The organism is Bradyrhizobium cytisi (genome assembly GCF_008123515.1).
GTDB lineage: Bacteria > Pseudomonadota > Alphaproteobacteria > Rhizobiales > Xanthobacteraceae > Bradyrhizobium > Bradyrhizobium cytisi.
Genome location: NZ_VSSR01000082.1, coordinates 1 through 25,421, shown reverse-complemented (window position 1 = coordinate 25,421; position 25,421 = coordinate 1). Strand labels below are relative to the sequence as shown.

Sequence of the window (25,421 nt, the reverse complement as noted above, 5' to 3'; positions counted from 1 at the left end):
ATGCTGCCCGAGATCGTCACCTTCTGGCATGGCCCGATGGACGCGCTGCGCCAGACCTGTCTGCGCTCGCAGCTGGCTGCCGGCCACAAGGTCACGGTCTATAGCTTCGACACCATTCCCGGTCTTCCGGCGGGCGTCGGCAATGCCGACGCCGAAGCGATCCTGCCGCACGCCTTCTCCGAACGGCTGCGGCCGCCGCAGCCGGACGGCAGCTGGCGCGACTGGACCACGCTGCAGTTCAGCGACTTCTTCCGCATGAAGCTGATGGCAAGAGGCCTCGGCCTCTGGCTCGATGCCGACGTGCTGCTGCTCAAGCCCGCAATGATCGATCCGGCAAAACCGTACTTCGCCTGGGAACGGCCGCGCCAGCTCGGCAACTCCGTGATCTATCTGCCGCCGCAGCACGGCATCGTCGCCGCCTTCGAAGAGCTGATGGAGCAGGAGGAGCTGACGCCGAACTGGCTGTCGGTACGCCACCGCATCACCTTCCTGATGCGCCGCCTGCGCGGCGGCTCGAACCGTCTTTCCGATATTCGTGTCGCGATCTTCGGGCCGGCGGCACTGACCGCGCTCGCGCGCCGCACCGGCGAATTGAGATGCGCGCTGCCGAAGCAGTCGTTCTACGCCGTGCACGCCGAGCCAAAGCTGTTCTTCGATCCTTCGAGCTATCTCGGCCTCGTCACCGACCCCGAGATCATCGGCCTGCACATCTCGCCCAAGGGCCGCGGCGGCGAGAAGCCGATCCCGGGCAGCCTGTATGCGTGGGCGACGGAACGGTTTTCGTAGCTCTCCCTCGTGTCCCGGACGCGGTGCGGCGCGAAGTGCCGCTCCGCAGGGCCGGGACCCAGCAACACTGCGAGATGGGTCCCGGCTCTGCGCTGCAGCGTACCGGACGATGCTTCGCATCGCCGGGAACGCTGCAGCGCGTCCGGGACACGAGATCGATCGCCAACGCCACGAACTGCAGCAAATGCTCACTCGATCGCGCCGACGTCGCGCCGCGCTAACGCGGGTCCGATAAGCGTTGTAACTGAGTGAGCCGGATTGGTATGGTGTCGAGTATCCTGGCTCGAACGATATCGCATGACTAATTTTGCCAAGGACGGGACGAGGAAACGGCGATGGCCTTACCGCTTGGCTGTTATCCTGTTCGCCTATCTGGCCCTGGCTTACATTCTGGTCCCCACCTTGTGGATTCACCACGAGCACGAAGCTGGGCTCGCTTCGTTGCCGATGATCACCAGGACGTCGGACGATATCCCTGCTGATCCCCTGAACGTTGGACTTGTTGGCAACGACGAGGACGTCGTCCGCGCAATGAATGCGGCCGGATGGTTTGCGGCCGATGCTGTGACGCTGCGCTCGAGCATCGAGATCATCGGAAGCGTGGTGCTGGATCGGCCATATCGTAGCGCCCCCGTCAGCCCGCTCTACTATCTTGGAAAGAAGGAGCAATATGCTTTCGAGAAGCCGGCAGGGCGCAGCGCCGATCGGCGAAATCATGTTCGATTCTGGAAGGCCCTTGAGAAGGGCGATGATGGTCGCCCGGTTTGGCTCGGTTCGGCGACTTTCGATCGGGGCGTCGGCCTGAGCCACGACACGGGACAAGTCACCCATCACATCGCGGCCAGCATCGATGCCGAGCGAGATCTCTTGATGGCCGACTTGCGCGCGGCACGTGTCGTCGGCAGTTTCTTTCAGATCTCGGGCATAGGCCCAACTCTGTTCGGCCGAAACGGGGGTGGCGACCCCTACTACACGGATGGCGAGATACACGTTGCCGTCCTGGTGCCGGGAGCAGCAAATGGGCCTGCGGATCCGCCGACCATTCCACCGCCATCTCTCATCGCTCTGAAAGATGCCATATGGCACGGCATCGCTCAGAAAGCCGAAGGCACGCCCTAGGCCTTGCCCATCGCCGCGATCGCGTCCGCCATCTCGATCGTGCGGCGCCCCATGTCGGCGCGCAGACGCCCTACCATCGCGCAGTCGAGCCGGATCGCGCCGCATTGCAGTCCAAAGCCTTCTAGGTATGCCGCGGCCTCAAGCGGTCGAAGCATTTCCCTGCGATCGTGTCCGACAAGGTCTCTTTGATCGAGCGGCCACGAGCAAGCCTCCAGCCCGCTCGCCAACCGTCAAAGAAGCCGACAACGGACGCAACAAGCACGACAATTACCGAGGCAAGAGCTACGAGGATCGCCACTCCTATAATGACCGGATTTTGCGTCGTTGAGGCGCCAGGCTCGATAAGCCAACTGAGCGCCGCGGCGAACAACAGCAGCAGGATGACGGCCGGCGACGCCACGATTTGATAGGCAAATACAAAGGGAAATGTTGAGGCCATCGCCAGCGATATCGGCCATGCCGAAGAGCGCGTTCGCGGAACCAGAAACATGAGGCCTGCCGCGCACCAAATGATGCATGCCACTAGGATCCACAGAGCAAGCGCGGACATGTAGAGCACGACCTGCATACATTGGCTCCTTGCGACTGGTTCGTCCAGGCCAAGCAAGCCACATCGCCGAAGCAGCGGGCAAGTCCCAGATTGCCACCCGCCGTCAGAAAGCGGACATTCCGTTTGCGAATAATCTTGCTCATCGCCGCGATTGCATCTGCGATCACAATCGTCCGCTCAGCCACTTCGGCGTCAACTCTTGCTGCCGACACGGACCAGTGTCATCAATAATGTCGCCAATCTTGGTCATGCGCCGCCGAGTGGCTCGGGAGACTGCTAACGTCATGAGAGCCTCTGCTGTTGCCCTCGCCCTCCTCCTGCTTCTGTCGCCCAGAATTGGTCATGCCGCAGAAGCGCGGCCTCAAGGCAAGAACTGCGATCTCGCCGAGCCACCCGCCGGTGCGGGAGAAGATACAGCTCACGGCATGGCGATGCGCATTTACCCTCGCGCCAAAGACATCGGGCCAGACTACTCCGGTTGCCAACTCACGATGTTGCAGATCAAGGAAAAGTGGTTCGTTCTTTCGTACACTGAAGTGGTCGCCGGCGACCCCATTCGTATTTGGTCTGAGCACGACCCCGATCCACGCAAGCGCGCTTGCCGGTTCAAGGCGGGAAAGTTGGTCTCGGGCAGCGAAGATATTTGCCCCGCACCAGAATTCCTGTTGTCACGATCGCTCCCACCTGGCTGCGCGCCCGTCACCGGCGAGCAAGCCAGCCGTGGCGAGCCGGGGACTCCGCGGCCGGCACGTTGTGACTACGATTAATCGCAACGACACCGCAGCTAATGTCAGCCCTTCCCTATCGCCGCGATCGCGTCCGCGATCTCGATCGTGCGCTTCGCCATGTCGGCGTGCAGGCGCTCGACCATCGCACCATCCAGCCGGATCGCGCCGCGCGAGACGTTTTCCGGCAGCTCGAACGCTGCGATGATCTTTCGGGCGCGCGCGACTTCCTCCTCGGGCGGGGTGAAGATGGCGTTGCAGGCTTCGATCTGAGAGGGGTGGATCAGCGTCTTGCCGTCGAAGCCGAGATCGCGGCCTTGCGCACATTCGGTGGCAAAGCCGTCGGGATTGTTGATGTCGCTGTAGGGGCCGTCGAGAATCTCGAGGCCGTGGGCGCGCGTCGCCAGGATGCAATGGGTGATCATCGGGATCATCGCGGCGCGGCCGGGCAGCATCTTGATCCGCGTCTCGCGCGAGATGTCGTTCGGGCCGAACACGAAGCCGGAGAGTCGCGTCTTCGGATCGCGGCCGGCTTCGGCCAGTTCCTCGGCATGCAGCACCGCGCGCGCGGTCTCGATCATGGCCCAGACCTTCACCGTCGGCGCGGCGCCGAGCTCGGCGAGATGGCGGCCGATGGTCTGGAGATCCTCGATACTTGAGACCTTCGGAACCAGGATGCCATCGGGCGACGCCTTGGCCGCCATCGCCACGTCATCGGCCCACCATTGCGTGTCGAGGCCGTTGGTCCGGATCAGGACCTCGCGCTTGCCGAACCCTTTTGCGGCGATCGCGGCGGCGATGCCGTCGCGCGCCACCGCCTTGGCGTCGGGAGCGACGGAATCCTCGAGGTCCAGGATCAGGCCGTCGGCGGGGAGAATCCGCGCCTTCTCGAGGGCGCGAGGGTTGGAGCCGGGCATGAACAAATGGCTGCGGCGCGGGCGGGTCATGCGACGTTCCTTCCGGTTTGCTCGTCTCTATTATGGCCGAAGCCGATAGCACCTGGCCTGCCTATTCGAAAGGCTTGTTCGCGCTATCGGTATATGATTAGGCATAGGCCATGATCGCGTTCCCGAAGCATTTGCTGGAAGGCTACCACGCCTTCGCCACCCAGCGGCTGCCGGCCGAGCAGAACCGCTATCGCGAGCTGTCGGTGAAGGGACAGTTCCCGGAAGTGATGGTGATCGGCTGCTGCGACAGCCGTGTCGCGCCGGAGACCATTTTCGACGTCGGCCCGGGCGAATTGTTCGTGGTCCGCAACATCGCCAACCTGGTGCCGGTGTATCAACCCGACGGCAACGCGCACGGCGTCTCGGCCGCGCTGGAATATGCCGTGAAGGTGCTCAAGGTGAAGCACATCGTCGTCCTCGGCCACGCGCAATGCGGCGGCATCCGCGCCTTCGTCGACAAGATCGAGCCGCTGACGCCCGGCGATTTCATCGGCAAATGGATGCAGATGTTCATCAAGCCGGGCGAGGTGGTCGAGCAGCGCGACCACGAGACCATGGCGCAATTCGTCGAGCGCATCGAGAAAGCCGCAGTGTTCCGCAGCCTGGAGAACCTGATGACGTTCCCGTTCGTGCGCAAGGCGGCCGAGAGCGGCGAGATGCAGCTGCACGGCGCCTATTTCGGCGTCGCGGAGGGAACGTTGTTCGTGCTGGACCAGGCGGCGAAGGAATTCAGAAGCGTGCGCGACGCGGCGTAAGCCTTCCGCGGCTTGGCTCGAATTCGTAGGGTGGGCAAAGGCGCAACGCGCCGTGCCCACCATCTTTTCCGGTTGTTACGAAAGTGGTGGGCACGCTTCGCTTTGCCCACCCTACGGACTGCCGCCTCAAATGCGATCGTCGTCCCGGACAAGCGTAAGCGCAAATCCGGGACGACGAGAGGAGTGAGCGAAGCCTTACGCCGCCTTCTTCTTCGCGCTGATCAGCTTGCGGTTGATCAGGACTTCCGCGATCTGGATCGCGTTGAGCGCGGCGCCCTTGCGTAAGTTGTCCGACACGCACCACAGCACGAGGCCGTTCTCCACCGTCGCATCCTCGCGGATGCGGCTGATATAGGTCGCGTCCTCGCCGGCCGCTTCATACGGCGTGGCGTAGCCGCCAGCCTCCTGCTTGTCGATGACGAGGCAGCCCGGCGACTTGCGCAGGATGTCGCGCGCTTCGTCGGCGCTGATCGGGTTCTCGAACTCGATGTTGACGGCCTCGGAGTGGCCGACGAACACCGGCACGCGCACGCAGGTGGCGGAGAGCTTGATCTTGGGATCAAGAATCTTCTTGGTCTCCGCCATCATCTTCCACTCTTCCTTGGTGTAGCCGTCCTCCATGAAGACGTCGATGTGGGGGATGACGTTGAAGGCGATGCGCGTGGGAAACTTCTTATTGACCAGCTCCTGGTTGGTGTAGACGGCCTTGGTCTGCGAGAACAGCTCGTCCATCGCGTCCTTGCCGGCGCCCGACACCGATTGATAGGTCGAGACCACGACGCGCTTGATCGTCGCCTTGTCGTGCAGCGGCTTCAGCGCGACCACGAGCTGCGCGGTCGAGCAGTTCGGGTTGGCGATGATGTTCTTCTTGGTAAAGCCCTTGGTGGCATCGGCATTCACTTCCGGCACGATCAGCGGCACGTCCGGATCCATGCGCCAGGCCGAGGAATTGTCGATGACGACCGTGCCGGCGGCGCCGATCTTCGGCGACCATTCCTTCGACACCTCGCCGCCCGCCGACATCAGGCAAATGTCGACGTCGGAGAAATCGTAATGCTCGAGCGCTTTGACCTTCAGGGTGCGGTCGCCATAGGAGACCTCGACGCCCATGCTGCGGCGTGACGCCAGGGCCACGACCTCGTCCGCAGGAAATTTGCGCTCATCGAGGATATTGAGCATTTCCCGTCCGACATTGCCGGTCGCGCCGACGACTGCGACTTTGTAACCCATCGTTCACTCTCCGATGAAAAAGCCCGTTCCTGAAGCTGACGCTTAAACAGGAAGAGCAGCGCTTCTATGCGAGAACCGGCCTCAAGACAACGTTGGACCATGCCTGAAGGCCGTGGATGCAGTCGCCTGAGGCCGGCACGGCCGCAACCCCCACCCAGATCCATCTGGCGCTCGCCAATTTCGCCGACGAGGTCGTCGGCACGCTGGCGCGCCTGCTTGCCTATGTGGGGACGCTTGCCCTGTTTGCCATCCTCGCGCTTGCGGGTCTCGGCCAGCTGCCGGATCTGCGCGACGATGGGCCCGGGGAAAAGCCCGGCTGGGCTGTCGCGGAGCGCTCGCACCCGGCCTTTGCCCTCAACCGGCTTGATTCATCCGAGAAAACAGCCTCTTACACCATCCTACGGCATCCTGAGGGCGGTCGCCGCGACGTGATGCGCTGGACCGGCGATGCTGACAAGCCCGTGGCCGAGCTCGAGATCTACCGGGAAGGCAGCGAATTCGACGTGACGCGGCCGGCGACCGCGGGCCTCGCCGTCCAGATGGGCCTGGGTGCGGCGACCGCGCTCGAGCAGGCCGGCCTGATCGACACCAAATTCGGACCCGTCGCCCTGTTCCGGCCATCAGGCACAGCGGATGGGACGCCGGCGTGCCTCAGCTACCTCAAGCGCAACGAGGAGCCTGCGCTGCAGATCTCCGGCTTCTCCTGCCAGGGCGACACCATGCCGGCCCGGCGGGCGGCGATCGCCTGCACCCTGAACCGGCTGACGCAGCTCGCCTCGGGCAACGAGCCAAAGCTCGCGGAATTGTTCGCCCATGCGGAGCTGAAGCGCCGCGCCTGCGATTCCCAAGGCTCCTCCCAAGGCTCCGCCGACTGGCTGCTGGGCGCCGCCAACGCACAATTGCGCGGCGCGCTTTGACCGGCATCAAGCTCAAGTCACTGGTATCGATGCAACTTTTGCCGGCACGCACGATTATTCCGGCGTGGTGTGACTGAATTGACCTAGTTGCGACCGCCCCGGCCGGGCTAGTATGGGGTGAAATCGACTGGCGGCTTGCCGCCTGAAGGGGACGTGATGAGCTCGAATTTTTTTGCCGCGAACAGACTGGCGACGTTGCTTGCGGCGGGCGCCGTGGTTGCGATGGCCTTCGCGACACCGGCTTCGGCCGATACCAGGACCAAGCAGCGCTATGACGATCGCGGCCGGCCCGTTTACGGTCCGAGCGGCCCCAATGCGGTCTACCAGCAAGGCCGCACCCGTATCTATGTGAGCAAGCGCTCCTGGCTCGACGGCGGCACCGAGGTCAATCCGGGCGACCGCAAGTTCAGCGACTACGCCTTCCCGCCGGCCGTCGGCTATCCGACCTTCGCCCGCGAGAACAACAACCGCCCGATCGATCGCCAGCCGCTGCCCACGCCGGCCGATCTCGGCGGCTATCCGCAGAATTTCCCGCTCTACTGAGGCGGACGTCGCGACCGAATCAAAAGGCCGGGCTCACGCCCGGCCTTTTTGTTTTGCGAGATCTTGTAGGGTGGGCAAAGGCGCCCTTGCGCCGTGCCCACCATCTCTGCGCAGTCTCAATAAGAATGGTGGGCACGCTTCCGCTTTGCCCACCCTACGATTGCGATGCAGCCTTACGCGTGCAGCTTCTGCAATTCCTTCAGGATCGCTTCGCCCATCTGCGTGGTCGAGGCGGCGGTGGTGCCTTCCGACTTGATGTCGGCGGTGCGCAGTCCGCTGGCGAGCACGGCGGCGATGGCGGCGTCGACCTTGTCGGCGAGCGCGCCCATGTCGAAGGAATAGCGCAGCGCCATGCCGAACGACGAGATCATCGCGATCGGATTGGCGAGGCCCTTGCCCGCGATATCAGGCGCCGAGCCGTGCACGGGCTCGTACAGCGCCTTGCGCTTCTTGCTCTTGACGTCGACCTCGCCGAGCGAGGCCGAGGGCAGCATGCCGAGCGAGCCGGTCAGCATCGCCGCGATGTCGGACAGCATGTCGCCGAACAGATTGTCGGTGACGATGACGTCGAACTGCTTCGGCGCCTTCACCAGCATCATGCCGCCGGAGTCAGCAAGCTGGTGCTCGAGCGTGACGTCAGGGTATTCGCGCTTTTGGACCTGGGTCATGACCTCGTTCCAGAGCACGCCCGACTTCATGACGTTGCGCTTCTCCATCGACGTCACCTTGTTGTTGCGCTTCCTGGCAAGCTCGAAGGCGACGCGGCCGATGCGCTCGATCTCATAGGTGTCGTAGACCTGGGTATCGATGGCACGCTTCTGGCCGTTGCCGAGATCGGTGATGGTCTTGGGCTCGCCGAAATAGACGCCGCCGGTGAGCTCGCGCACGATGACGATGTCGAGGCCTTCGACTGCCTCGCGCTTCAGGCTCGACGCGTCCGCCAGCGCCGGATAGCACACGGCCGGGCGGAGGTTGGCGAACAAGGCGAGATCCTTGCGCAGGCGCAGCAGGCCGGCTTCGGGGCGCACCTCGTAGGGCACCGCATCCCATTTCGGGCCGCCGACCGCGCCGAAGATGATGGCGTCGGCGGCCAGCGCCTTGGCCATGTCGCCCTCGGAGATCGACACCTTGTGGGCGTCATAGGCCGAGCCGCCGACGAGGCCGGTATCGGTCTCGAATTTGGCGATCCCGGCCGAATTGAGCCAATCGATCAGCCGCTTCACCTCGCCCATCACCTCGGGGCCGATACCGTCGCCGGGGAGCAGCAGCAATTTGTGGGTCGCCATGGTCGTTTCCTTCTTGATCCTCTGTCATTCCGGGGCGCGAGCAAAGCGAGCGAGCTACGATGCGCAATTGCGCATCAGAGAATCCATCGGGCCACAGAGCAAGTGGCGGAATGGATTCCGGGCTCGCGCCAAGAGGCGCGCCCCGGAATGACAGGTCGGCGGGAGTGCTAGAGCGGCGTTGCGCGCTTGGCAAGACACCATTGCCGCCGCGCCGCTGTGCAAGGCGGGCGGGGCCTGCCACACTGCGTCGGCCGGAGAACCCCTTGCACGCTCCTGACCGCCATCCACCCGACGCACATCCCGCGCGGCTGATCCTGACCCTGTCGCTGGCCGCGACCGTCGGGCTCGGCATCGGCCGCTTTGCCTATGCCCTGGTGCTGCCTGACATGCGGGAGGACCTCGGCTGGTCCTACTCGGCGGCCGGTTTCATGAACACCATCAACGCCGTCGGCTACCTCGTGGGCGCGCTGGCTGCGTCCCGGCTGATCCAGCGGGTCGGCTGGGCGACGGCGATCCGCGGCGGAACATTGGCCTGCGTCGCAGCACTCGCCACTTGCGCGCTGACAGGCAATTTCATCGCGCTGAGCCTGGCGCGGCTGGTGCTCGGTGTCGGCGCCGCGGCGGGCTTCGTCGCCGGCGGCGCGCTGGCCGCGACCATCGCGCAATCGCGCCCGGAGCGGGCCAATTTCCTGCTGAGTCTCTTTTATGCCGGCCCTGGCATCGGCATTCTTTCCTCCGGGCTGATCGCGCCGTTCACCCTGCAGCATTTCGGGCCGGGCTCGTGGTGGATGGTGTGGTGGGCGCTGACATTGCTGTCGGCCGCAATGACCGTGCCGCTGTTCCTGGTCCGGATCGAGAGCGGCGCGCGTTTCCACGAAGGCAGCCACGCCGCCTTCGCGATTCGTCCCGTGCTGATCTATCTCACCGCCTATTTCCTGTTCGGCGCCGGCTACATCGCCTACATGACCTTCATGATCGCCTATGTGCGCGACGGCGGCGGCGGAGCCGCGGCGCAGGCTGGGTTCTGGAGCCTGATCGGCATGAGTGCGTTCGTGACGCCCTGGGCCTGGCGTCGGGTGCTCGCGCTCGACCGCGGCGGTCTCGCCACCGCGATCATCCTCGGCACCAATGCAATCGGCGCCGGCCTGCCGATGCTCGGACACTCGACGGCGTGGCTCGCAACCTCGGCGGTGGTGTTCGGCGTCGCCTTCTTCGCCGTGGTCGGCTCGACGACGGCCTTTGTCCGCTTCAACTATCCGCCCGAGGTGTGGCCGCGCGCGATCGCGGCGATGACGATCTCGTTCGGCGTCGGCCAGACGCTCGGGCCGATCGTGGTCGGCGCGATCACGGATGCGCTGGGGAGCCTGAGTTACGCGCTGAATGTCTCGGCGGGGTTGCTGGCGTTGGGGGCGGTGGCGGCGTTGTGCCAGCGGAAGGTGGGGCCGACACCTAGCTCCCGCTAAACGAATTATATCCCTGGTCTTCCCAGTAGCCGCCCTTGTAGTCGTTGGTGACTTCCATCGAGACCACGTATTTCGGGTTCTTGAAGCCGAGCTTGGTCGGCACGCGGATCTTCATCGGAAAGCCGTAGGCGCGCGGCAAGATTTCGTTGGCGTATCTGAACGTCATCTGCGTCTGCGGATGCAGCGCGGTGCGCATGTCCAAAGGCGAGTTGTAGCCGTCCTTGTCGGCGCACTGGAACCAGACGTATTTCGCGCGCGTGTCGGCGCCGATCAGTTTGAGGAAATCGCGCAACGGCGTGCCGGTCCAGCTGCCGATTGCGCTCCAGCCCTCGACGCAGATGTGACGGGTGATTTGCGTGGATTGCGGCAGCTTGTAGAGCTCCGGCAGCGTCCACGACTTCTTGTCGTCGACGAGGCCGCGCACCTCGAGCTTCCAGGCGTCGCCATCGACGTCCGGAGCGTCGTCGAGATCGTAATAGGCGTTGAACGGGAACGGCTTTGTAATCGCGCTCTCGGGAAACGTCGGCGCCAGCGCGTCGGGATTGAAGATGAAATCCTGCACGGCGTCGTTGAACTTCGAGACCTTCGCCAGCAGTGCTTCGGCGGAAGAGGAATCGACCACGTCGCAGCCCGTGAGCAAGGTCAGCGCGCCGAGGCTGGCGCCGCCCGCGATGAAGCGGCGGCGGGTGACATCCGGCATGGTCTTGAGGGAGTCCTTGATCAGCAGCCGCTTGTCGACGCCGGGGATCAGGAATGAACGCTTGGCCATATCTGCTCTCCCTCTCTAGCGACCGATGATCATCGCGCGCAGGCTCTTCGGCACCAGCAGCGCGAGCAGCACGTGAATGACGATGAAGGCGCAGATCGCGGCCATGCAGAAGAAATGGACGTAGCGCGCGGTCGGATAATCGCCGAACAGCGTCACCAGCCAATGCAATTGCACCGGCTTCCACATCGACAGGCCGGACAGCACGATCAGCACGCCGACGACGATGATGCCGGCATAGAGCGCACGCTGCACGTAATTGTAGACGCTGAGATCGTCATGGCTGAGCTTGAAGGTCAGGGCAGCCCGGACGTCGTGGAGCACGCCAGATGGCGTGATCGGCAGCAGCTTCTTGGCGAAGCGGCCGGTGGCAAAACCGGTAATGAGATAGGCGAGGCCATTGATCATCAGGAGCCACATCGCCGCAAAGTGCCAGAGCAGACCGCCGCCGAGCCAGCCGCCCAGCGTGTATCCGCGCGGGAAGCTGAAACCGAACAGCGGCGAGGCGTTGTAGATCTGCCAGCCCGACAGGATCATCAGGATCATCGCGACGGCGTTGGTCCAGTGCATCACCCGGACCCAGACCGGCTGGATCGTTTTGGCCGGGGTGGCCCCGACGTGCTCGTCGGTGACTGTGAGGCTTGCCATGATGGTTCCGTCCTGAACGTCGTCTGATGCCGATTATACGCCGATGCTTCCGCTTTCGTTACGCCCCTGCGGGCATCGAATCGATACCGCCGGACTCTGGTGGTCACAAAAAAGCGAGCCGGGCACCCCCCGGCTCGCCGTTTCGTCGCATCCGGTTTGGGGGATGAAACCGGACCTCGCGGTGTTACGCCGCCGGCATCAGCACGGTGTCGACCACATGGATCACGCCGTTGGACTGGTTGACGTTGGAGATCGTCACCATCGAGGTGCCGCCCTTGGCGTCGACGATCCAGACCTTGCCGTCCTGCTTCTTGATCGTGAGCTCCTCACCCTCGACGGTCTTGAGCTTCTTGCCGTCGGTGAGGTCGGAAGCCTCGAGCTTGCCGGCCACCACATGATAGGTGAGGATCTTGGTCAGGGTCGCCTTGTTCTCGGGCTTGACCAGGGTGTCGACGGTGCCGGCCGGCAGCTTGCCGAAGGCGGCGTTGGTCGGCGCGAACACCGTGAACGGGCCCTTGCCTTCCAGCGTCGGCACCAGGCCGGCCGCCTTCACCGCCGCCACGAGCGTGGTGTGGTCCTTCGAGTTGACCGCGTTCTGCACGATGTTCTTCGAGGGGAACATCGCGGCGCCGCCGACCATGACGGTCTTTTCCTCGGCGCGGGCCGGCGCGATGATTGTCGCGGTGATGGCCAGCGCGCTGAAGGCGGCGGCGGTGAGATAGGCAATGCGCTTCGACATGGAGAAACTCCCGATGATTGTGGCCGGCGACTGCCGGATTTTGCGTTGGGGCAACAACGGCGCCTGCGACAGTTTGACGTGAAGCAGTCACGCGTCGTTGGTCCGAACTACGGGAGCGTCTGCGAAACGGTTTCGAGCAATAATTTATCGTGATGCGTGAAACTATGCGCGGGGGAGTTCGTGTAGTGGCTCCGCCGTCATTGCGAGGAGCCCTTGCGACGAAGCAATCCAGACTACCTCCGCCGATACATTTCTGGATTGCTTCGCTTCGCTCGCAATGACGAACTCGGGGCTCCGACCGCGCCTCAATCCCTGCTCAACGGTGTCTGGATGAAGCCGCGATTATGCGTCGGGCTGATCAGGAGCTCGTTGATGCAGACGCGCGGCGGCATCGACGCGATGAAGGCGATGGTGCGGCCGAGATCTTCGGACTGCAGCATCATCGCCTGCTCCTCCGCGCTCGGCACCACCGGGCGCAGCTTCAGGATCGGCGTCGCCACCTCGCCCGGCATCAGGCAGCAGGCGCGCAGGCCATTGACGCATTCGTCCATGTTGAAGGAATGGGTCAGTGCCAGCACCGCATGCTTGGTCGTGGTGTAGGCCGGGCCCGGCATTTTCGAGACGTGGCGGCCGGCCCATGACGAGACGTTGATGATCGAGCCGTCCTGCTGCTTGCGCATCGTCGGCAGCACCGCGCGCATGCAATAGAGCACGCCGTTGAGATTGACCTGGACCAGCCTGTCCCAGCCGTCCAGCTCCATGTCCTTCCAGCTCCGCTTGGGGACATTGATGCCGGCATTGTTCACGAGCAGATCGATCCGGCCGTGCTTCGTGGCGATGTGATCGGCCGCCTTCTGAGCCTCAGTGGCGCTTGACACGTCCAGCGCCAGCGCCTCGGCCACCCCGCCCGCCTTGGTGATCTTCGCGGCCACGGTCTCCAGGGCATCCTTGCGGCGGCCGGAGACCACGACGATCCAGCCGTCGGCCGCGAGCGCCTCGGCGCCGGCCTCCCCGATCCCGCTGCCGCCGCCCGTCACCCAAGCCACGCGTTTCCCGTTTTTTGCCATGCCAACTGTCTCCGTTGCTTCTTCGGGGCGGTTTTTGCTAATCCAGCCCTCGGTTTTGACCGGCCTTGTCAATCTTGCGGTCGAGGAAATCTTGCATGAACCAAGCAGCCAACGCCAATCTGTTTTCCCGCCTGTTCGACGGCCTGGATAACCCTGCGCGTCTCGCCATCGAGACGCAGGACGGCGCCCGTATCAGCTATGGCGATCTGATCGCGCGGGCCGGGCAGATGGCGAATGTGCTGGTCGCGCGCGGCGTGAAGCCCGGCGACCGCGTCGCGGTGCAGGTGGAAAAATCCGTCGCCAATATCGTGCTGTATCTCGGCACGGTCAGGGCCGGCGCGGTCTACCTGCCGCTCAACACCGCCTATACGTTGAATGAGCTCGACTATTTCATCGGCGACGCCGAGCCCTCGCTGGTGGTCTGCGATCCCTCCAAGGCCGACGGCCTCGCCCCGATCGCCGCCAAGGTGAAGGCCAAGGTCGATACGCTTGGACCTGACGGCAAGGGCTCGCTGACGGATGCCGCAGCGACGGCGAGCAGCGAGTTTGCGACGGTCTCGCGTGCCAACGACGATCTCGCCGCGATCCTCTACACGTCGGGCACCACCGGCCGCTCCAAGGGCGCGATGCTCAGCCACGACAATCTCGCGTCGAACTCGCTCTCGCTGGTCGGCTATTGGCGCTTCACCGACAAGGACGTGCTGATCCACGCGCTGCCGATCTACCACACCCACGGCCTGTTCGTGGCGACCAACGTGACGCTGTTTGCGCGGGCGTCGATGATCTTCCTGGCGAAGCTCGATCCGGACCTTATCATCAAGCTGATGGCGCGCGCCACGGTGCTGATGGGCGTGCCGACGTTCTATACGCGGCTGCTGCAGAACCCCGCGCTGTCGCGCGAGACGACCAGACACATGCGGCTGTTCATTTCGGGCTCGGCGCCATTGCTGGCCGAAACCCATCGCGAATGGTCGGCGCGCACCGGCCATGCTGTGCTCGAGCGCTACGGCATGACCGAGACCAACATGAACACGTCGAACCCCTATGACGGCGAGCGCGTGCCCGGCGCAGTCGGCTTGCCGCTCCCCGGCGTCACCGTGCGCGTGACCGAGCCCGAGACCGGCAAGGAGCTGCCGCGCGACGAGATCGGCGTGATCGAGGTCAAGGGCCCGAACGTCTTCAAAGGTTATTGGCGCATGCCGGAGAAGACCAAGTCCGAATTCCGTCCCGACGGCTTCTTCATCACCGGCGACCTCGGCAAGATCGACGACAAGGGCTACGTCCACATTCTCGGCCGCGGCAAGGATCTCGTGATCTCCGGCGGCTTTAACGTCTATCCGAAGGAGATCGAGAGCGAGATCGACGCCATGCCCGGCGTGATCGAATCCGCCGTGATCGGCGTGCCGCATGCCGATTTCGGCGAGGGCGTCACCGCGGTGCTGGTCTGCAACAAGGGTGCCGACGTCAGCGAAGCCGCGGTGCTGAAGGCACTCGACGGGCGCCTGGCAAAGTTCAAGATGCCCAAGCGCGTGTTCGTCGTCGACGAGCTGCCGCGCAACACCATGGGCAAGGTGCAGAAGAACGTGCTGCGGGATATCTACAAGGATATTTACGCGAAGAAATGAGGGGGCTTTTGCTCTCTCGCCGTCATTGCGAGGAGCTCGCGACAAAATTGCGAAGCAATTTTGCGCTGATGCGACGAAGCAATCCAGACTGCTGCCGCGGAGAGATTCTGGATTGCTTCGCTGCGCTCGCAATGACGGACTTTGTGGCGACTACTGTCCGCCCACGAGACTCATCACGAACCTGCTGCCGACGATAAACAGATAACAGCCGAACGCAACTTCGAGCGTGCGCTTCGACATGGCGTGCGCAGCTCTCACACCGAGCGGCGCGGTCACAAGACTCATCGGCATCACCAGCACGGCGCCGATCAGCGAGACATAGCCGAGCGCAAACGGGATTTGCAGGGCCGCAACGGCCGGATAGGTCGCCGCGGCCGGCCAGCCCGCATAGACGTAGCCAAGCGCGCCGGGGATCGAGATCAGCACTGCGAGCGCCGACGAGGTCGCGACCGCCTGATGAATCGGCCGGCCGTAAAACGTCATCAGCAGGTTCGAGAACAGGCCGCCGCCGATGCCCATCAGCGTCGATAAAATGCCGACGCAGAAGCCGTAGATGCGCATCAACGGCCCTTCTGGCAGATCGTTGCCGAGCTTCCAGGTCTCGCGCGCGAAGATCAGGCGCACGGCGGCCGACCAGGCGACGCCAACGAACACGATCTTGAACAGCCGCTCCGGCGCGTAACGCGCGACCACGCTGCCGGCGACGACGCCGATCAGGATCGGCAGCCACCACACGCGCAGGATCGACATATCGACCGCGCCGCGCTTGTAATGGGCCTGGAACGAACGGATCGATGTCGGGATGATGACGGCTAGCGAGGTGCCGACGCAGAGCGGCATGCGCACCTCGAGCGGCACGCCGGCGAGGCGGAAGCATTCGTAGAACACCGGCACGAGAATCGCGCCGCCGCCGATGCCGAACACACCGGCGAGAAATCCGGAGAGCGCGCCGACTGCGATCAGCAGCAGCGCGAGCTCCACGATTTCCGCGATATCGAGACCTGCAATCACCCGGACCTGCCCCGCAGCTTCTCCGGTTCGTCCGTTCGGAATGAGCTGCGCAACAATCTGTAGGCGATCCGATTTGCATGGTCGACACGCCACGCCTCCCGGCTGGGGTGGAATGCAGGGTGCGCATGTCCGCCGCCTGACGGAAAATCGATGCGCAAGGCGGAAATTGGAAAGGGCGCATCGTCCGGCCGCGCGGTGCCGGACATCATGAACTGCCTGGTTCGAACGGTGGCAGCCGGTCGGCGGCTTGGAGCCGTTCCAATAGTGATTTCAATGCGCCTCGACGGTCGCACAAAGGATGAATTTGTATTCTATCCTTGGCCGGTGCACCATCGCAGTGGTATACCAAGCCCCTGATTGGCTTGTCGCATCAACGCCGTAGAGCTGAACGATGGTTCGATTTATGTCGATTTGGTGATTGCGCAGGCCAAATCGACTCCGTAAATAGAGCCGACCTTTCGCGATCCCCGCGTGCCCCTGCTGGGCCGCAATAGACATCAAAAGCCCATGACCGCACGGATCGAACGACCGCTTTCACCACACATGCAAGTCTACCGCTGGACGTTGACGATGGCGCTGTCCATCGTCCATCGCGCCACCGGTATTGCCCTGTACTTCGGAACCCTGCTGCTGGCCTGGTGGCTGATCGCAGCCGCCTCGGGCCCTGCCGCCTACGCCCACGTCCAGGGCTTCACCGGCAGCATCATCGGCCGGCTGATCGTGTTCGGCTACACCTGGGCGCTGATGCACCATATGCTCAGCGGCATCCGGCACTTCGTCTGGGATCTCGGCTATGGATTCAAGGCCAATGAGCGTGAAGCGCTGACCTGGGGCGCACTGATCGGCGGCATCGCCCTAACGGTGCTGGTCTGGATCATTGCCTACGCGATCGGAGGTGGACGGTGAGCACAGCCGATACCCCGAAGCGCAGCATGCGCACTCCGCTCGGCCGCGTCCGCAACCTCGGCGCTGCGCATTCCGGCACATCCGACTTCTGGCGCCAGCGCCTCACGGCGGTGGCGATGACGCTGCTGATGATCCCGGTGCTGGTCATCATCATGATGCTGCTCGGCCGCAATCAGGCCGGCGCCAAGCAGATCCTCGGCTCGCTGCCGGTCGCCATCATCATGCTGCTCTTCATCGTCGCCAGCGCCTGGCACATGAAGATCGGCATGCAGGTCGTGATCGAGGATTACGTGCATAACGAGAAGCTGAAGCTCATCTCGATCATGCTCAACAATTTCTTCGCGGCCGCGGTTGCGCTCGCCTCGATCTACGCGATTCTCCAACTTTCATCCGGAGTGTAATCCATGACAACCGGAAGATCGGCCAATGAGACGAATGGCAAGGGCAACGCCGCTCCCGCCACCAACGGAAAAGCCTATCCGATCGAGGACCACACCTATGACGTCGTCGTGGTCGGCGCCGGCGGCGCGGGCCTGCGCGCCGTGGTCGGCTGCAGCGAGGCCGGCCTGAGGACGGCCTGCATCACCAAAGTTTTTCCGACGCGCTCGCACACGGTTGCGGCACAGGGCGGCATCTCGGCCTCGCTCGGCAACATGCACAAGGACGACTGGCGGTGGCACATGTACGACACCGTGAAGGGGTCGGACTGGCTCGGCGACCAGGATGCGATCGAATACATGGTGCGCAACGCGCCCGAGGCGGTCTACGAGCTCGAGCATTGGGGCGTGCCGTTCTCGCGCACCGAGGATGGCAAGATCTACCAGCGTCCGTTCGGCGGCATGACCATGGACTACGGCAAGGGCCAGGCGCAGCGCACCTGCGCCGCCGCCGACCGCACCGGCCACGCCATGCTACACACGATGTACGGCCAGTCGCTGCGCCACGCGGCCGAGTTCTTCATCGAGTTCTTCGCCATCGACCTGATCATGGACGACCAGGGCACCTGCCGCGGCGTCGTCGCGCTCAAGCTCGATGACGGCACGCTGCACCGCTTCCGCGCCCAGACCGTGATCCTCGCGACCGGCGGCTACGGCCGCGCCTACGCCTCCTGCACCTCGGCACACACCTGCACCGGCGACGGCGGCGGCATGGTGCTGCGCGCCGGCCTGCCGATGCAGGACATGGAGTTCGTGCAGTTTCACCCGACCGGCATCTACGGCTCAGGCTGCCTCGTCACCGAAGGCGCGCGCGGCGAAGGCGGCTATCTCGTCAACTCCGAGGGCGAGCGCTTCATGGAGCGCTATGCGCCGTCCGCAAAGGACCTGGCGTCACGCGACGTCGTCTCGCGCGCGATGACCATCGAGATCCGGGAGGGGCGCGGCGTCGGCAAGAAGAAGGACCACATCTTCCTTCATCTCGACCATCTCGATCCCGCAGTGCTCGCCGAGCGCCTGCCGGGCATCTCCGAATCCGCCAAGATTTTCGCCAATGTCGACGTGACGCGCGAGCCGATCCCGATCGTGCCGACCGTGCACTACAACATGGGCGGCATCCCGACGAACTATCACGGCGAAGTGCTGACCAAGAGGGATGGCGACGATAACGCGATCATCCCCGGCCTGATGGCGATCGGCGAGGCCGCTTGCGTCTCCGTGCACGGCGCCAACCGCCTCGGCTCGAACTCGCTGATCGACCTCGTCGTGTTCGGCCGCGCGGCTGCACTGCGTCTTGCCGAGAAGCTGACGCCGAACGGCAAGCAGCCCGAGCTGCCGGCGAACTCGTCCGACCTCGCGCTCGGCCGCCTCGACCATTACCGCTACGCCTCCGGCGGCACGCCGACGGCAAAGCTGCGCGAAGGCATGCAGCACGTGATGCAGAATAACTGCGCCGTGTTCCGCACCGGCGACATCCTGAGCGAAGGCCAGAACCTGATCGAGAAGGTCCACAGCGGCATCACCGATATCGCCGTGTCCGACCGCTCGCTGGTGTGGAATTCGGATCTCGTCGAGACGCTCGAATTCGACAATCTGATCGCGCAAGCGGTGGTGACGATGAATTCGGCCGCCAACCGCACCGAGAGCCGCGGCGCGCATGCGCGCGAGGACTTCTCCGCGCGCGACGACAAGAACTGGATGAAGCACACGCTGGCCTGGCTGGAGGACAACGGCAAGGTCAAGATCGAGTACCGCCCGGTTCACGACTACACCATGACCAACGACGTGCAGTACATCCCGCCCAAAGCGCGCGTGTACTGAGCGAACAGCGAAAGCCTTATCGAAATGGTTGAATTCGCACTTCCGAAGAACTCCAAGATATCAGGCGGCAAGACCTGGCCGAAGCCCCCGGGCGCGACCGAATTTCGCGAATTTCGCGTCTATCGCTGGAATCCGGACGACGGCAAGAATCCGAGCGTCGACACCTATTACGTCGATACCAATGATTGCGGTCCGATGGTGCTGGACGGCCTGATCTGGATCAAGAACCACATCGACCCATCGCTGACCTTCCGCCGCTCCTGCCGCGAAGGCGTCTGCGGTTCCTGCGCCATGAACATCGACGGCCAGAACACGCTGGCGTGCACGCGTTCGATGCACGACGTGAAGGACGGCGCGGTGAAGATCAATCCGCTGCCGCACCAGCCGGTGGTGAAGGACCTCGTTCCTGACCTCACCAATTTCTACGCGCAGTACGCCTCGATCGAGCCGTGGCTGAAGACGACCTCGCCGACGCCGCAGAAGGAATGGCGCCAGAGCCACGAGGACCGCGAGAAGCTCGACGGCCTCTACGAGTGCATCCTGTGCGCCTGCTGCTCGACCTCCTGCCCGAGCTATTGGTGGAACAGCGACCGCTATCTCGGTCCCGCGGCGCTGCTCCAGGCCAACCGCTGGGTGTCGGATTCGCGCGACGAGGCCACCGGCGAGCGGCTCGACAATCTCGAGGATCCGTTCCGGCTCTACCGCTGCCACACCATCATGAACTGCGCCAAGGCCTGCCCGAAGGGCCTCAACCCGGCAGAGGCCATCGCGGAGCTCAAGCTCAAGATGGTCGAGCGCCAGATCTAGGCGCCTTCATGCTGCGATCCCGGGCCGAAATGCCCGGGACATTCTGCCGCGGGGCGATTTTGGGTAAAATTCACCCCAACCCGTGCCGCGGGCGAATCGGCAAGCTACAACCTCCGGTTCAAACCACAAGACGCTTCCTTCCCAGCGAGAGAGTCTAGTAAGCTTCCGGCCGGGGGACCGGAGCGACCGTGCAGGGCGCACAACGCAACTCGCTGAGACTGTTGCAGTGGATGATGGCCGCATCCCTGGCGCTGCCCATTGCGCTGTTCGCCATCGCCTCCATCATCTCCTACAATTCGACGCTCGACATCGCCGACCGTGAGATCGAGCGCACGCTCGATGTCGCCCATGAACACGCACTCAAGGTGTTCGAGACCATCGATCGCAGCCTCGCCGAGCTCAACGAGGTCGTGCGCGACCTTCCCGACGATGTCATCCGGTCGCGGGAACCGGCGCTGCACCGGCGCCTGAAGCAGCTGACCGACGCGCTGCCGCAGCTCAAATCGGCCTGGATCTTCGATGCCAACGGAAAGTCGCTGGTCAACAGCCTGGTGTCACCGCCGCCGGAGCTGAGCTTTGCCGACCGCGACTACTTCTACGCCCATGTCGACCAGAGCATCGGCACCTTCATCGGCGCCTCGCTGACGCCGCGGCCACCCTACCAGGGCGCGCGCTTCTTCGGCGTCAGTCGCCGCCGCAACTCCGTCGATGGCAGCTTCACCGGCGTGATCCAGGCGTCCGTGCTGCCGGAATATTTCGAGAGCTTTTACGCGAGGATCGGCACCGATCCCGGCAGCTTCTTCGCGATGGGGCGCACCGACGGGGTGCTGCTGGCGCATTTCCCGCGGCTCGATCGCGAGTTCCGGCTCGATCCGAACGGCGCAGTCGGCCGGAGCATCGCAGCCCATCCCGATCATGGACTGATGACCATCGCCTGGCCCTCGGACGGGATCGAGCGGCGCATCGGCTACCGGCGCGTCGCCGAATATCCGATCTATGTCAGCGCCGGCCTGGAGACCTCGGCGATCCGCGCACGCTGGCTTGCCACCATGAGCCAGCACCTGGTGTTCGGCGTACCCGCCACCGCGCTGCTGTTCATCCTGCTGGCCTTCGCCTTCCGGCGCACCCAGCATCTCCAGGCCGAGGCGGCCAAGCGGCGCGAAGCCGAGGAGGCGCTCAAGCACAGCCAGCGGCTGGAGGCGCTGGGCCAGCTCACCGGCGGCGTCGCGCACGACTTCAACAACCTCCTGACCGTGATCCGTGCGTCCGTCGATCTCCTGAACCGGCCGCAACTGAGCGACGAGCGGCGGCAGCGCTACATCACGGCGATTGCGGAGGCGGTCGCGCGCGCCGCCAAGCTGACCTCGCAGCTCCTGGCCTTCGCGCGGCGCCAGACCTTGAAGCCCGAAGTGTTCGACATCGGCGATCGCATGCAGTCGCTGCGCGACATGCTCGCCACACTGCTCGGACCGGCAATCGAAATCGTCACGCGGCTGCCGGCCGAGCCCTGCCTGGTCAATGCCGATGCCGGCCAGTTCGAGACGGCCATCATCAACATGGCGACCAACGCGCGCGACGCCATGCAGGGCAAGGGCCGGATCGTCTTCACCGTGCACGCGGCCACGAATGTTCCGGACACGCTCGCGCAGCTCTCGGGCGGCCAGACCTTGAAAAATCCTGGGTTCGTCTGCGTCGCCGTCAGCGATAGCGGCATCGGTATTCCCGCCGCACAATTGGGCCGCATCTTCGAGCCGTTCTTCACCACCAAGCGGGTCGGGCAGGGCACCGGCCTCGGCCTGTCGCAGGTGTTCGGCTTCGCCCGGCAATCCGGCGGCGAGGTAACCGTCGTGAGCGAGGTCGGCCAGGGCAGCACCTTCTTGCTCTATCTGCCGCGCGTGCCGGCGAATCTCTTGCCCCGAAGCCAGGCGCCGACCACCGCACCGGCCGTGGCGGGCAGCGGCATGTCGGTGCTGGTCGTCGAGGACAATATTGAGCTCGGCAATTTCGCCGCCGACGGCCTGACCGAGCTCGGCTACAGCATCACGCTGGTCGACAACGCCACCGACGCGCTCACCGAGCTGGTCGGCGACCCCGATCGCTTCGATGTCGTATTCTCCGACGTCGTCATGCCAGGGATGACCGGCCTCGATCTCGCGCAGGCGATCCGCGATCGCTGCATCAGCGTGCCGATCGTGCTGACCACGGGCTATAGCGAGGCGCTGTCGCAAGGCGGCGTCGCCGGCTTCGATCTCGTGCAAAAGCCCTACTCGATCGAAGAGCTGTCGCGCCTCCTGCACCACGCAGCGCGGCTGAAACGGGTGCGCGACGGCGCCGCGGAGTGACCGGACCCTGCCGCACGCACGAAGCGGCCGAGCAGCTTGCGGTTGCCCTTGCGCAAGCCGGTGGCGAAAAAGGCGGCGTGACCTCTCTCCGTCATCCCGGACAAGCGCAGCGAAGCGGAGCGCAGATCCGGGATCCCCGCGCGAGCGCTTGCGCTCGTCGCGATACCCGCAGGACATAGTTTGGCCAAGACCCGGAGCGGGATTCCCGCGCCACACGGCTCCCTGTGGTTATGGATCCCGGGCTCGCTTCGCGCCCCGGGACGACAGCTGTGATGGAGCGTTGGAGTCCCCGGCAAAACCGGCTATGCATGCGCCGCCTGCAACGAGGATCGCCTGCTTGACGCCCGACAATGCCCTTTCATCTGCGCCGTTCGGCGCGTTTGCGCCGAACGCAGCACAGGCCGCAATCATTCGCCTTGCGCAGGGATCGAGGCTGAAGCGCGGCGCGTTCCGTCCGTGGATGTCGCGGCTGGTCAATTTGCTGCGCGGCGGCCCGATCGACGTGCAATATCAGGGCGCCTCGTTCCGCTTCTATCACCAGGGCAGCGCGACCGAACGCGGTGCGCTGTTCAATCCCGACTACAATCTCGACGAGCTCGACTTCCTGCGCCAGCACACGCAGGCCGGCGGCACGTTCATTGATGTCGGCGCCAATGTCGGCACTTTTGCGCTGGTGATGGCGCGGCAGGTCGGCCCCACCGGCAAGGTGGTGGCGATCGAGCCGCATCCGACGACATTCGGACGGCTCACCTTCAATCACGCCGCATCGAACGCGATGCAGGTGCGCCTGGTGCAGGCCGCCGCGGGCGACAGCGACGGCGAGCTGATGATCGAAAGCGGCGGCGGCAATCTCGGCGCCACGCACGTCGTCACCGGCGCCGCCAGCCGTGATGCGATCAAGGTGCCGTCGCTGCGGCTCACGCGCATTCTGGAGGAGGCCGGCGTCACGCAGGTCGATTCGCTCAAGATCGACGTCGAAGGTTTTGAGGACCGCGTGCTGATCGGCTTCTTCCGCGACGCGCCGCCATCGCTGTGGCCGCGCGCGGTCGTGATCGAGCATCTGTCCCAAAACGAATGGCAGCAAGATTGTATCGCCGACATGGTCGCGCGCGGCTTTGCGATCGCGCGCAAGACACGAAGCAACACGTTCCTGTCACGCTGACGCGCGACCGTCGACGCGTTCCACAAGGCCGCGATGTCCGCCCGGGGGCCGCGACAATGGGGCGCCGGGCCTTCGCCCGCATTATCACGCGAACTATTATGGCGCCTTCGTGCTGGACCCCGACGGCCACAACATCGAGGCGGTCTGTCACGCGCCGGAATAGCGCAGGCCGCAGGGAACATTGGCACGGCATCATCGTTGTCGTTCTCCTGACAACTGGTCTCGATGATGCCGATGCCGATCGAACCGCCCGAGATACCACCATCGACACCCGGCACGCCCACCGAGCCGCCGCCGGGAATTCCGCCGGGCAATCCGCAGCCTGAAATCACGCCGCCGGTGCACGAACCCGGCGAATCACCGCAGCCCGATGAATTGCCCGGGCGGATGCCGGAAGAGATTCCCTCGCGCGGACCGAATGGACCGACCAAACCCAATCCCGCGACGGATGCCAATTCGTCGCAGGATCACATGTGAGGCGAGCGATCATATGTGGGGCGATTGCAAGCTGCGCCTGAATGCGCAATGAACGTTGCTTGTGTGAGATGATTTGCATGCAGAAATAAATCGCGACGCAATGTCTTCGCCCGCCACAATGCAGCCTAACGCGTAGCCGTTCATTCCGACACTTCGTCAAACCGACACCTCGTCAAACCAAGACTCCGTCAAACCAAGACTTCGTCAAAGAACCTTCCGGGGAAGTTGAACCACATGACCAACCTTCGTTTCGTGCTGCTTGCCACGACGGCCCTGACCGCGATGCAATTCGCAAGCTCCGCATCGCATGCGCAAACCGCGCCGCCGCTCGTGGTCGCGCAGGCCCAGCCAGAATTGGGCCCTGACGGAAAACCGAAGCAGCCTCCGAAGGAAGCGCCAAAGGGCCCGCCGCCCGCCGCGCGCCCGGCAGCGCCGCCGCCACCTGCTGCCCCACCTGCTGCGCCAAAGGCGCCGGCCGCACCGCCGCCGGCGGCTGCCCCGCCGCATCCGCCGGCCGCGCCCCCGCCCGCTGCTGCGCCGTCACGCCCGACGCCGCCGCCTCCCCCGGCCGCGCCGCCCGCGACTCGTCAGGCTCCTCCGCCGCCCCCGCCGCCTGCTGCACCCAAGGCACCGACGCCGCCTCCGGCCGCGGCTCCGCAGCAACATGCGCCGACACCTCCTCCGGCCGCGGCCCCGCAGCAGCATGCACCGACACCAACTCCGCCGCCGCCCGCCGCAGCACCGGCGCGTCCGGCTGCCCCGCCTCCGCCTGCTGCGGCCACGCCACCTTCAGCGGGCCCCGCGGCACGGCCTGGGCCGGCGGCAACGCCAGCCCCGACCGCAACGCCCACTCCGTCGCCCGCAGCGCCGGCAGCTCGCCCGGGCACGACACCTGCTGCCCCGACAACCACGCCCACACCGTCCGCGACCCCAGCGCCTGGCACCCCGCCGCCCGGACGCCCCGGCGCTCCCCCGGCTGCAGGGTCACCGGCTCCAGGTGCCACGCCGGCTCCGGGTGGGACCCAGACGACGCCGCCCGGACGTCCGGGCGCTCCGCCGGCTGCAGGAACCCCAGCTCCGGGAACACCGGCTCAAAGAACACCGGCTCCAGGAACACCGGCTCCAGGTGCCGCCCCGACCCCGGCCCCGACGGCAACGCCGGCTCCTGGCGGCGCGGTGACGCAGCCTCCAGGACGTCAGGGTGGAACGCCGCCCGCCGGCGCGCCTGCGGCTGCCGGAACACCTCCTGCAGGCACGCCGCCGGCGGCACCGCAGGCGGGCGTCCCGGCCCGACC

25 protein-coding genes and 2 pseudogenes are annotated in these 25,421 nt (G+C 64.8%); 16 read left to right on the top strand and 11 right to left on the bottom strand.

Annotation, left to right across the window (positions count from 1 at the left end; translation table 11 throughout):
• Nucleotides 1-786, top strand: coding sequence for a glycosyltransferase family 32 protein (locus tag FXB38_RS38115; protein ID WP_148756077.1), 786 nt, complete (start codon nucleotides 1-3; stop codon nucleotides 784-786).
• A 297-nt stretch (nucleotides 787-1,083) separates the two neighbouring features.
• The gene (locus tag FXB38_RS38110) at nucleotides 1,084-1,905 is read left to right on the top strand and encodes an LssY C-terminal domain-containing protein (protein WP_148756076.1); all 822 of its coding nucleotides are present in this window, start codon (nucleotides 1,084-1,086) and stop codon (nucleotides 1,903-1,905) included.
• Here FXB38_RS38110 and FXB38_RS43280 read toward each other — a convergent pair.
• Nucleotides 1,902-2,060: a hypothetical protein gene (locus FXB38_RS43280; protein ID WP_187435435.1), complete on the bottom strand. Its 159-nt coding sequence runs from the start codon at nucleotides 2,058-2,060 to the stop codon at nucleotides 1,902-1,904. The genes FXB38_RS38110 and FXB38_RS43280 overlap by 4 nt on opposite strands.
• Nucleotides 2,027-2,473, bottom strand: a complete 447-nt coding sequence (locus tag FXB38_RS38105; RefSeq protein ID WP_148756075.1) for a hypothetical protein — start codon at nucleotides 2,471-2,473, stop codon at nucleotides 2,027-2,029. Before FXB38_RS38105 ends, FXB38_RS43280 begins: the two co-directional genes overlap by 34 nt.
• Before the next feature lie 266 nt (nucleotides 2,474-2,739).
• Between FXB38_RS38105 and FXB38_RS38100 the strand changes: the two genes are divergently transcribed.
• Entirely contained in the window at nucleotides 2,740-3,222 is a 483-nt protein-coding gene (locus FXB38_RS38100) for a hypothetical protein (protein ID WP_148756074.1), read from the top strand.
• 23 nt (nucleotides 3,223-3,245) lie between these two features.
• Here the strand turns inward: FXB38_RS38100 and FXB38_RS38095 are convergent, their stop codons facing one another.
• Nucleotides 3,246-4,127, bottom strand: a complete 882-nt coding sequence (locus FXB38_RS38095; protein WP_148756073.1) for an HpcH/HpaI aldolase/citrate lyase family protein — start codon at nucleotides 4,125-4,127, stop codon at nucleotides 3,246-3,248.
• 110 nt (nucleotides 4,128-4,237) lie between these two features.
• Between FXB38_RS38095 and FXB38_RS38090 the strand changes: the two genes are divergently transcribed.
• The gene (locus tag FXB38_RS38090) at nucleotides 4,238-4,882 is read left to right on the top strand and encodes a carbonic anhydrase (protein WP_148756072.1); all 645 of its coding nucleotides are present in this window, start codon (nucleotides 4,238-4,240) and stop codon (nucleotides 4,880-4,882) included.
• 195 nt (nucleotides 4,883-5,077) lie between these two features.
• Here FXB38_RS38090 and FXB38_RS38085 read toward each other — a convergent pair whose 3' ends face one another.
• A complete protein-coding gene (locus FXB38_RS38085; protein WP_148756071.1) occupies nucleotides 5,078-6,112 on the bottom strand; it encodes an aspartate-semialdehyde dehydrogenase in 1,035 nt (344 codons plus the stop codon).
• Nucleotides 6,113-6,228: 116 nt separating this feature from the next.
• Between FXB38_RS38085 and FXB38_RS38080 the strand changes: the two genes are divergently transcribed.
• Together FXB38_RS38080 and FXB38_RS38075 are read left to right on the top strand one after the other, a co-directional pair.
• On the top strand, nucleotides 6,229-7,029 hold the full coding sequence (locus tag FXB38_RS38080) for a hypothetical protein (RefSeq protein ID WP_148756070.1): 801 nt from the start codon (nucleotides 6,229-6,231) through the stop codon (nucleotides 7,027-7,029).
• 156 nt (nucleotides 7,030-7,185) lie between these two features.
• A complete protein-coding gene (locus FXB38_RS38075) occupies nucleotides 7,186-7,572 on the top strand; it encodes a hypothetical protein (RefSeq protein WP_148756069.1) in 387 nt (128 codons plus the stop codon).
• Nucleotides 7,573-7,745: 173 nt separating this feature from the next.
• On the opposite strand, the gene leuB is transcribed toward FXB38_RS38075, so the two are convergent.
• Nucleotides 7,746-8,858, bottom strand: a complete 1,113-nt coding sequence (gene leuB, locus FXB38_RS38070) for a 3-isopropylmalate dehydrogenase (RefSeq protein ID WP_148756068.1) — start codon at nucleotides 8,856-8,858, stop codon at nucleotides 7,746-7,748.
• A gap of 263 nt (nucleotides 8,859-9,121) precedes the next feature.
• Between leuB and FXB38_RS38065 the strand changes: the two genes are divergently transcribed.
• A complete protein-coding gene (locus tag FXB38_RS38065; RefSeq protein WP_148756067.1) occupies nucleotides 9,122-10,321 on the top strand; it encodes a YbfB/YjiJ family MFS transporter in 1,200 nt (399 codons plus the stop codon).
• Here FXB38_RS38065 and FXB38_RS38060 read toward each other — a convergent pair.
• From FXB38_RS38060 to FXB38_RS38045, 4 genes are all read right to left on the bottom strand, one after another.
• Complete coding sequence (locus tag FXB38_RS38060) at nucleotides 10,308-11,090, bottom strand: molybdopterin-binding protein (protein ID WP_148756066.1); 783 nt, start codon at nucleotides 11,088-11,090, stop codon at nucleotides 10,308-10,310. The two genes, FXB38_RS38065 and FXB38_RS38060, sit on opposite strands and share 14 nt — an antisense overlap.
• 15 nt (nucleotides 11,091-11,105) lie before the next feature.
• Nucleotides 11,106-11,735, bottom strand: a complete 630-nt coding sequence (locus tag FXB38_RS38055) for a cytochrome b/b6 domain-containing protein (protein WP_148756065.1) — start codon at nucleotides 11,733-11,735, stop codon at nucleotides 11,106-11,108.
• Between the two features lie 184 nt (nucleotides 11,736-11,919).
• On the bottom strand, nucleotides 11,920-12,474 hold the full coding sequence (locus FXB38_RS38050; protein ID WP_148756064.1) for a fasciclin domain-containing protein: 555 nt from the start codon (nucleotides 12,472-12,474) through the stop codon (nucleotides 11,920-11,922).
• A gap of 305 nt (nucleotides 12,475-12,779) precedes the next feature.
• Nucleotides 12,780-13,541 (bottom strand): SDR family oxidoreductase, encoded by a 762-nt coding sequence (locus tag FXB38_RS38045; protein WP_148756063.1) that lies wholly within the window; start codon nucleotides 13,539-13,541, stop codon nucleotides 12,780-12,782.
• 95 nt (nucleotides 13,542-13,636) lie between these two features.
• Between FXB38_RS38045 and FXB38_RS38040 the strand changes: the two genes are divergently transcribed.
• Nucleotides 13,637-15,166: a malonate--CoA ligase gene (locus FXB38_RS38040; RefSeq protein WP_148756062.1), complete on the top strand. Its 1,530-nt coding sequence runs from the start codon at nucleotides 13,637-13,639 to the stop codon at nucleotides 15,164-15,166.
• A gap of 150 nt (nucleotides 15,167-15,316) precedes the next feature.
• Here FXB38_RS38040 and FXB38_RS38030 read toward each other — a convergent pair whose 3' ends face one another.
• Entirely contained in the window at nucleotides 15,317-16,177 is an 861-nt protein-coding gene (locus FXB38_RS38030) for a sulfite exporter TauE/SafE family protein (protein WP_148756060.1), read from the bottom strand.
• 507 nt (nucleotides 16,178-16,684) lie between these two features.
• Between FXB38_RS38030 and sdhC the strand changes: the two genes are divergently transcribed.
• The 8 genes and pseudogenes from sdhC (at nucleotide 16,685) to FXB38_RS37990 (ending at nucleotide 24,126) form a co-directional block, all read left to right on the top strand.
• Nucleotides 16,685-17,083, top strand: a complete 399-nt coding sequence (gene sdhC / locus FXB38_RS38025) for a succinate dehydrogenase, cytochrome b556 subunit (RefSeq protein WP_148756059.1) — start codon at nucleotides 16,685-16,687, stop codon at nucleotides 17,081-17,083.
• 26 nt (nucleotides 17,084-17,109) lie between these two features.
• Nucleotides 17,110-17,484: a succinate dehydrogenase, hydrophobic membrane anchor protein gene (gene sdhD, locus FXB38_RS38020; RefSeq protein WP_187435438.1), complete on the top strand. Its 375-nt coding sequence runs from the start codon at nucleotides 17,110-17,112 to the stop codon at nucleotides 17,482-17,484.
• A 3-nt stretch (nucleotides 17,485-17,487) separates the two neighbouring features.
• Nucleotides 17,488-19,338 carry a succinate dehydrogenase flavoprotein subunit gene (gene sdhA / locus FXB38_RS38015; RefSeq protein WP_148756057.1) on the top strand — a complete coding sequence of 617 codons (1,851 nt, stop codon included), beginning with the start codon at nucleotides 17,488-17,490 and terminating at the stop codon, nucleotides 19,336-19,338.
• Nucleotides 19,339-19,362: 24 nt separating this feature from the next.
• Nucleotides 19,363-20,145 carry a succinate dehydrogenase iron-sulfur subunit gene (locus tag FXB38_RS38010; protein ID WP_148756056.1) on the top strand — a complete coding sequence of 261 codons (783 nt, stop codon included), beginning with the start codon at nucleotides 19,363-19,365 and terminating at the stop codon, nucleotides 20,143-20,145.
• A gap of 188 nt (nucleotides 20,146-20,333) precedes the next feature.
• Nucleotides 20,334-22,487, top strand: a complete 2,154-nt coding sequence (locus FXB38_RS38005) for a hybrid sensor histidine kinase/response regulator (protein WP_148756055.1) — start codon at nucleotides 20,334-20,336, stop codon at nucleotides 22,485-22,487.
• Nucleotides 22,488-22,824: 337 nt separating this feature from the next.
• Nucleotides 22,825-23,649, top strand: a complete 825-nt coding sequence (locus tag FXB38_RS38000) for an FkbM family methyltransferase (RefSeq protein WP_187435434.1) — start codon at nucleotides 22,825-22,827, stop codon at nucleotides 23,647-23,649.
• Nucleotides 23,650-23,812: pseudogene (locus FXB38_RS45185) on the top strand (VOC family protein); the annotation flags it as partial.
• Between the two features lie 71 nt (nucleotides 23,813-23,883).
• Complete coding sequence (locus FXB38_RS37990; protein ID WP_187435433.1) at nucleotides 23,884-24,126, top strand: hypothetical protein; 243 nt, start codon at nucleotides 23,884-23,886, stop codon at nucleotides 24,124-24,126.
• A gap of 172 nt (nucleotides 24,127-24,298) precedes the next feature.
• Here FXB38_RS37990 and FXB38_RS43510 read toward each other — a convergent pair.
• Nucleotides 24,299-25,421 (bottom strand): annotated as a pseudogene (locus FXB38_RS43510) (hypothetical protein); the annotation flags it as partial.

Excerpts from the sequence above, each read along its gene's own strand:
- FXB38_RS38115 (WP_148756077.1), top strand. The coding sequence starts at position 1 with ATGCTGCCCGAGATCGTCACCTTCTGGCATGGCCCGATGGACGCGCTG.
- FXB38_RS38110 (WP_148756076.1), top strand. The coding sequence starts at position 1,084 with ATGACTAATTTTGCCAAGGACGGGACGAGGAAACGGCGATGGCCTTAC.
- FXB38_RS43280 (WP_187435435.1), bottom strand. The coding sequence starts at position 2,060 with ATGCTTCGACCGCTTGAGGCCGCGGCATACCTAGAAGGCTTTGGACTG.
- FXB38_RS38105 (WP_148756075.1), bottom strand. The coding sequence starts at position 2,473 with ATGCAGGTCGTGCTCTACATGTCCGCGCTTGCTCTGTGGATCCTAGTG.
- FXB38_RS38100 (WP_148756074.1), top strand. The coding sequence starts at position 2,740 with ATGAGAGCCTCTGCTGTTGCCCTCGCCCTCCTCCTGCTTCTGTCGCCC.
- FXB38_RS38095 (WP_148756073.1), bottom strand. The coding sequence starts at position 4,127 with ATGACCCGCCCGCGCCGCAGCCATTTGTTCATGCCCGGCTCCAACCCT.
- FXB38_RS38090 (WP_148756072.1), top strand. The coding sequence starts at position 4,238 with ATGATCGCGTTCCCGAAGCATTTGCTGGAAGGCTACCACGCCTTCGCC.
- FXB38_RS38085 (WP_148756071.1), bottom strand. The coding sequence starts at position 6,112 with ATGGGTTACAAAGTCGCAGTCGTCGGCGCGACCGGCAATGTCGGACGG.
- FXB38_RS38080 (WP_148756070.1), top strand. The coding sequence starts at position 6,229 with ATGCAGTCGCCTGAGGCCGGCACGGCCGCAACCCCCACCCAGATCCAT.
- FXB38_RS38075 (WP_148756069.1), top strand. The coding sequence starts at position 7,186 with ATGAGCTCGAATTTTTTTGCCGCGAACAGACTGGCGACGTTGCTTGCG.
- leuB (WP_148756068.1), bottom strand. The coding sequence starts at position 8,858 with ATGGCGACCCACAAATTGCTGCTGCTCCCCGGCGACGGTATCGGCCCC.
- FXB38_RS38060 (WP_148756066.1), bottom strand. The coding sequence starts at position 11,090 with ATGGCCAAGCGTTCATTCCTGATCCCCGGCGTCGACAAGCGGCTGCTG.
- FXB38_RS38055 (WP_148756065.1), bottom strand. The coding sequence starts at position 11,735 with ATGGCAAGCCTCACAGTCACCGACGAGCACGTCGGGGCCACCCCGGCC.
- FXB38_RS38050 (WP_148756064.1), bottom strand. The coding sequence starts at position 12,474 with ATGTCGAAGCGCATTGCCTATCTCACCGCCGCCGCCTTCAGCGCGCTG.
- FXB38_RS38045 (WP_148756063.1), bottom strand. The coding sequence starts at position 13,541 with ATGGCAAAAAACGGGAAACGCGTGGCTTGGGTGACGGGCGGCGGCAGC.
- FXB38_RS38040 (WP_148756062.1), top strand. The coding sequence starts at position 13,637 with ATGAACCAAGCAGCCAACGCCAATCTGTTTTCCCGCCTGTTCGACGGC.
- sdhC (WP_148756059.1), top strand. The coding sequence starts at position 16,685 with ATGACCGCACGGATCGAACGACCGCTTTCACCACACATGCAAGTCTAC.
- sdhD (WP_187435438.1), top strand. The coding sequence starts at position 17,110 with ATGCGCACTCCGCTCGGCCGCGTCCGCAACCTCGGCGCTGCGCATTCC.
- sdhA (WP_148756057.1), top strand. The coding sequence starts at position 17,488 with ATGACAACCGGAAGATCGGCCAATGAGACGAATGGCAAGGGCAACGCC.
- FXB38_RS38010 (WP_148756056.1), top strand. The coding sequence starts at position 19,363 with ATGGTTGAATTCGCACTTCCGAAGAACTCCAAGATATCAGGCGGCAAG.
- FXB38_RS37990 (WP_187435433.1), top strand. The coding sequence starts at position 23,884 with ATGCCGATCGAACCGCCCGAGATACCACCATCGACACCCGGCACGCCC.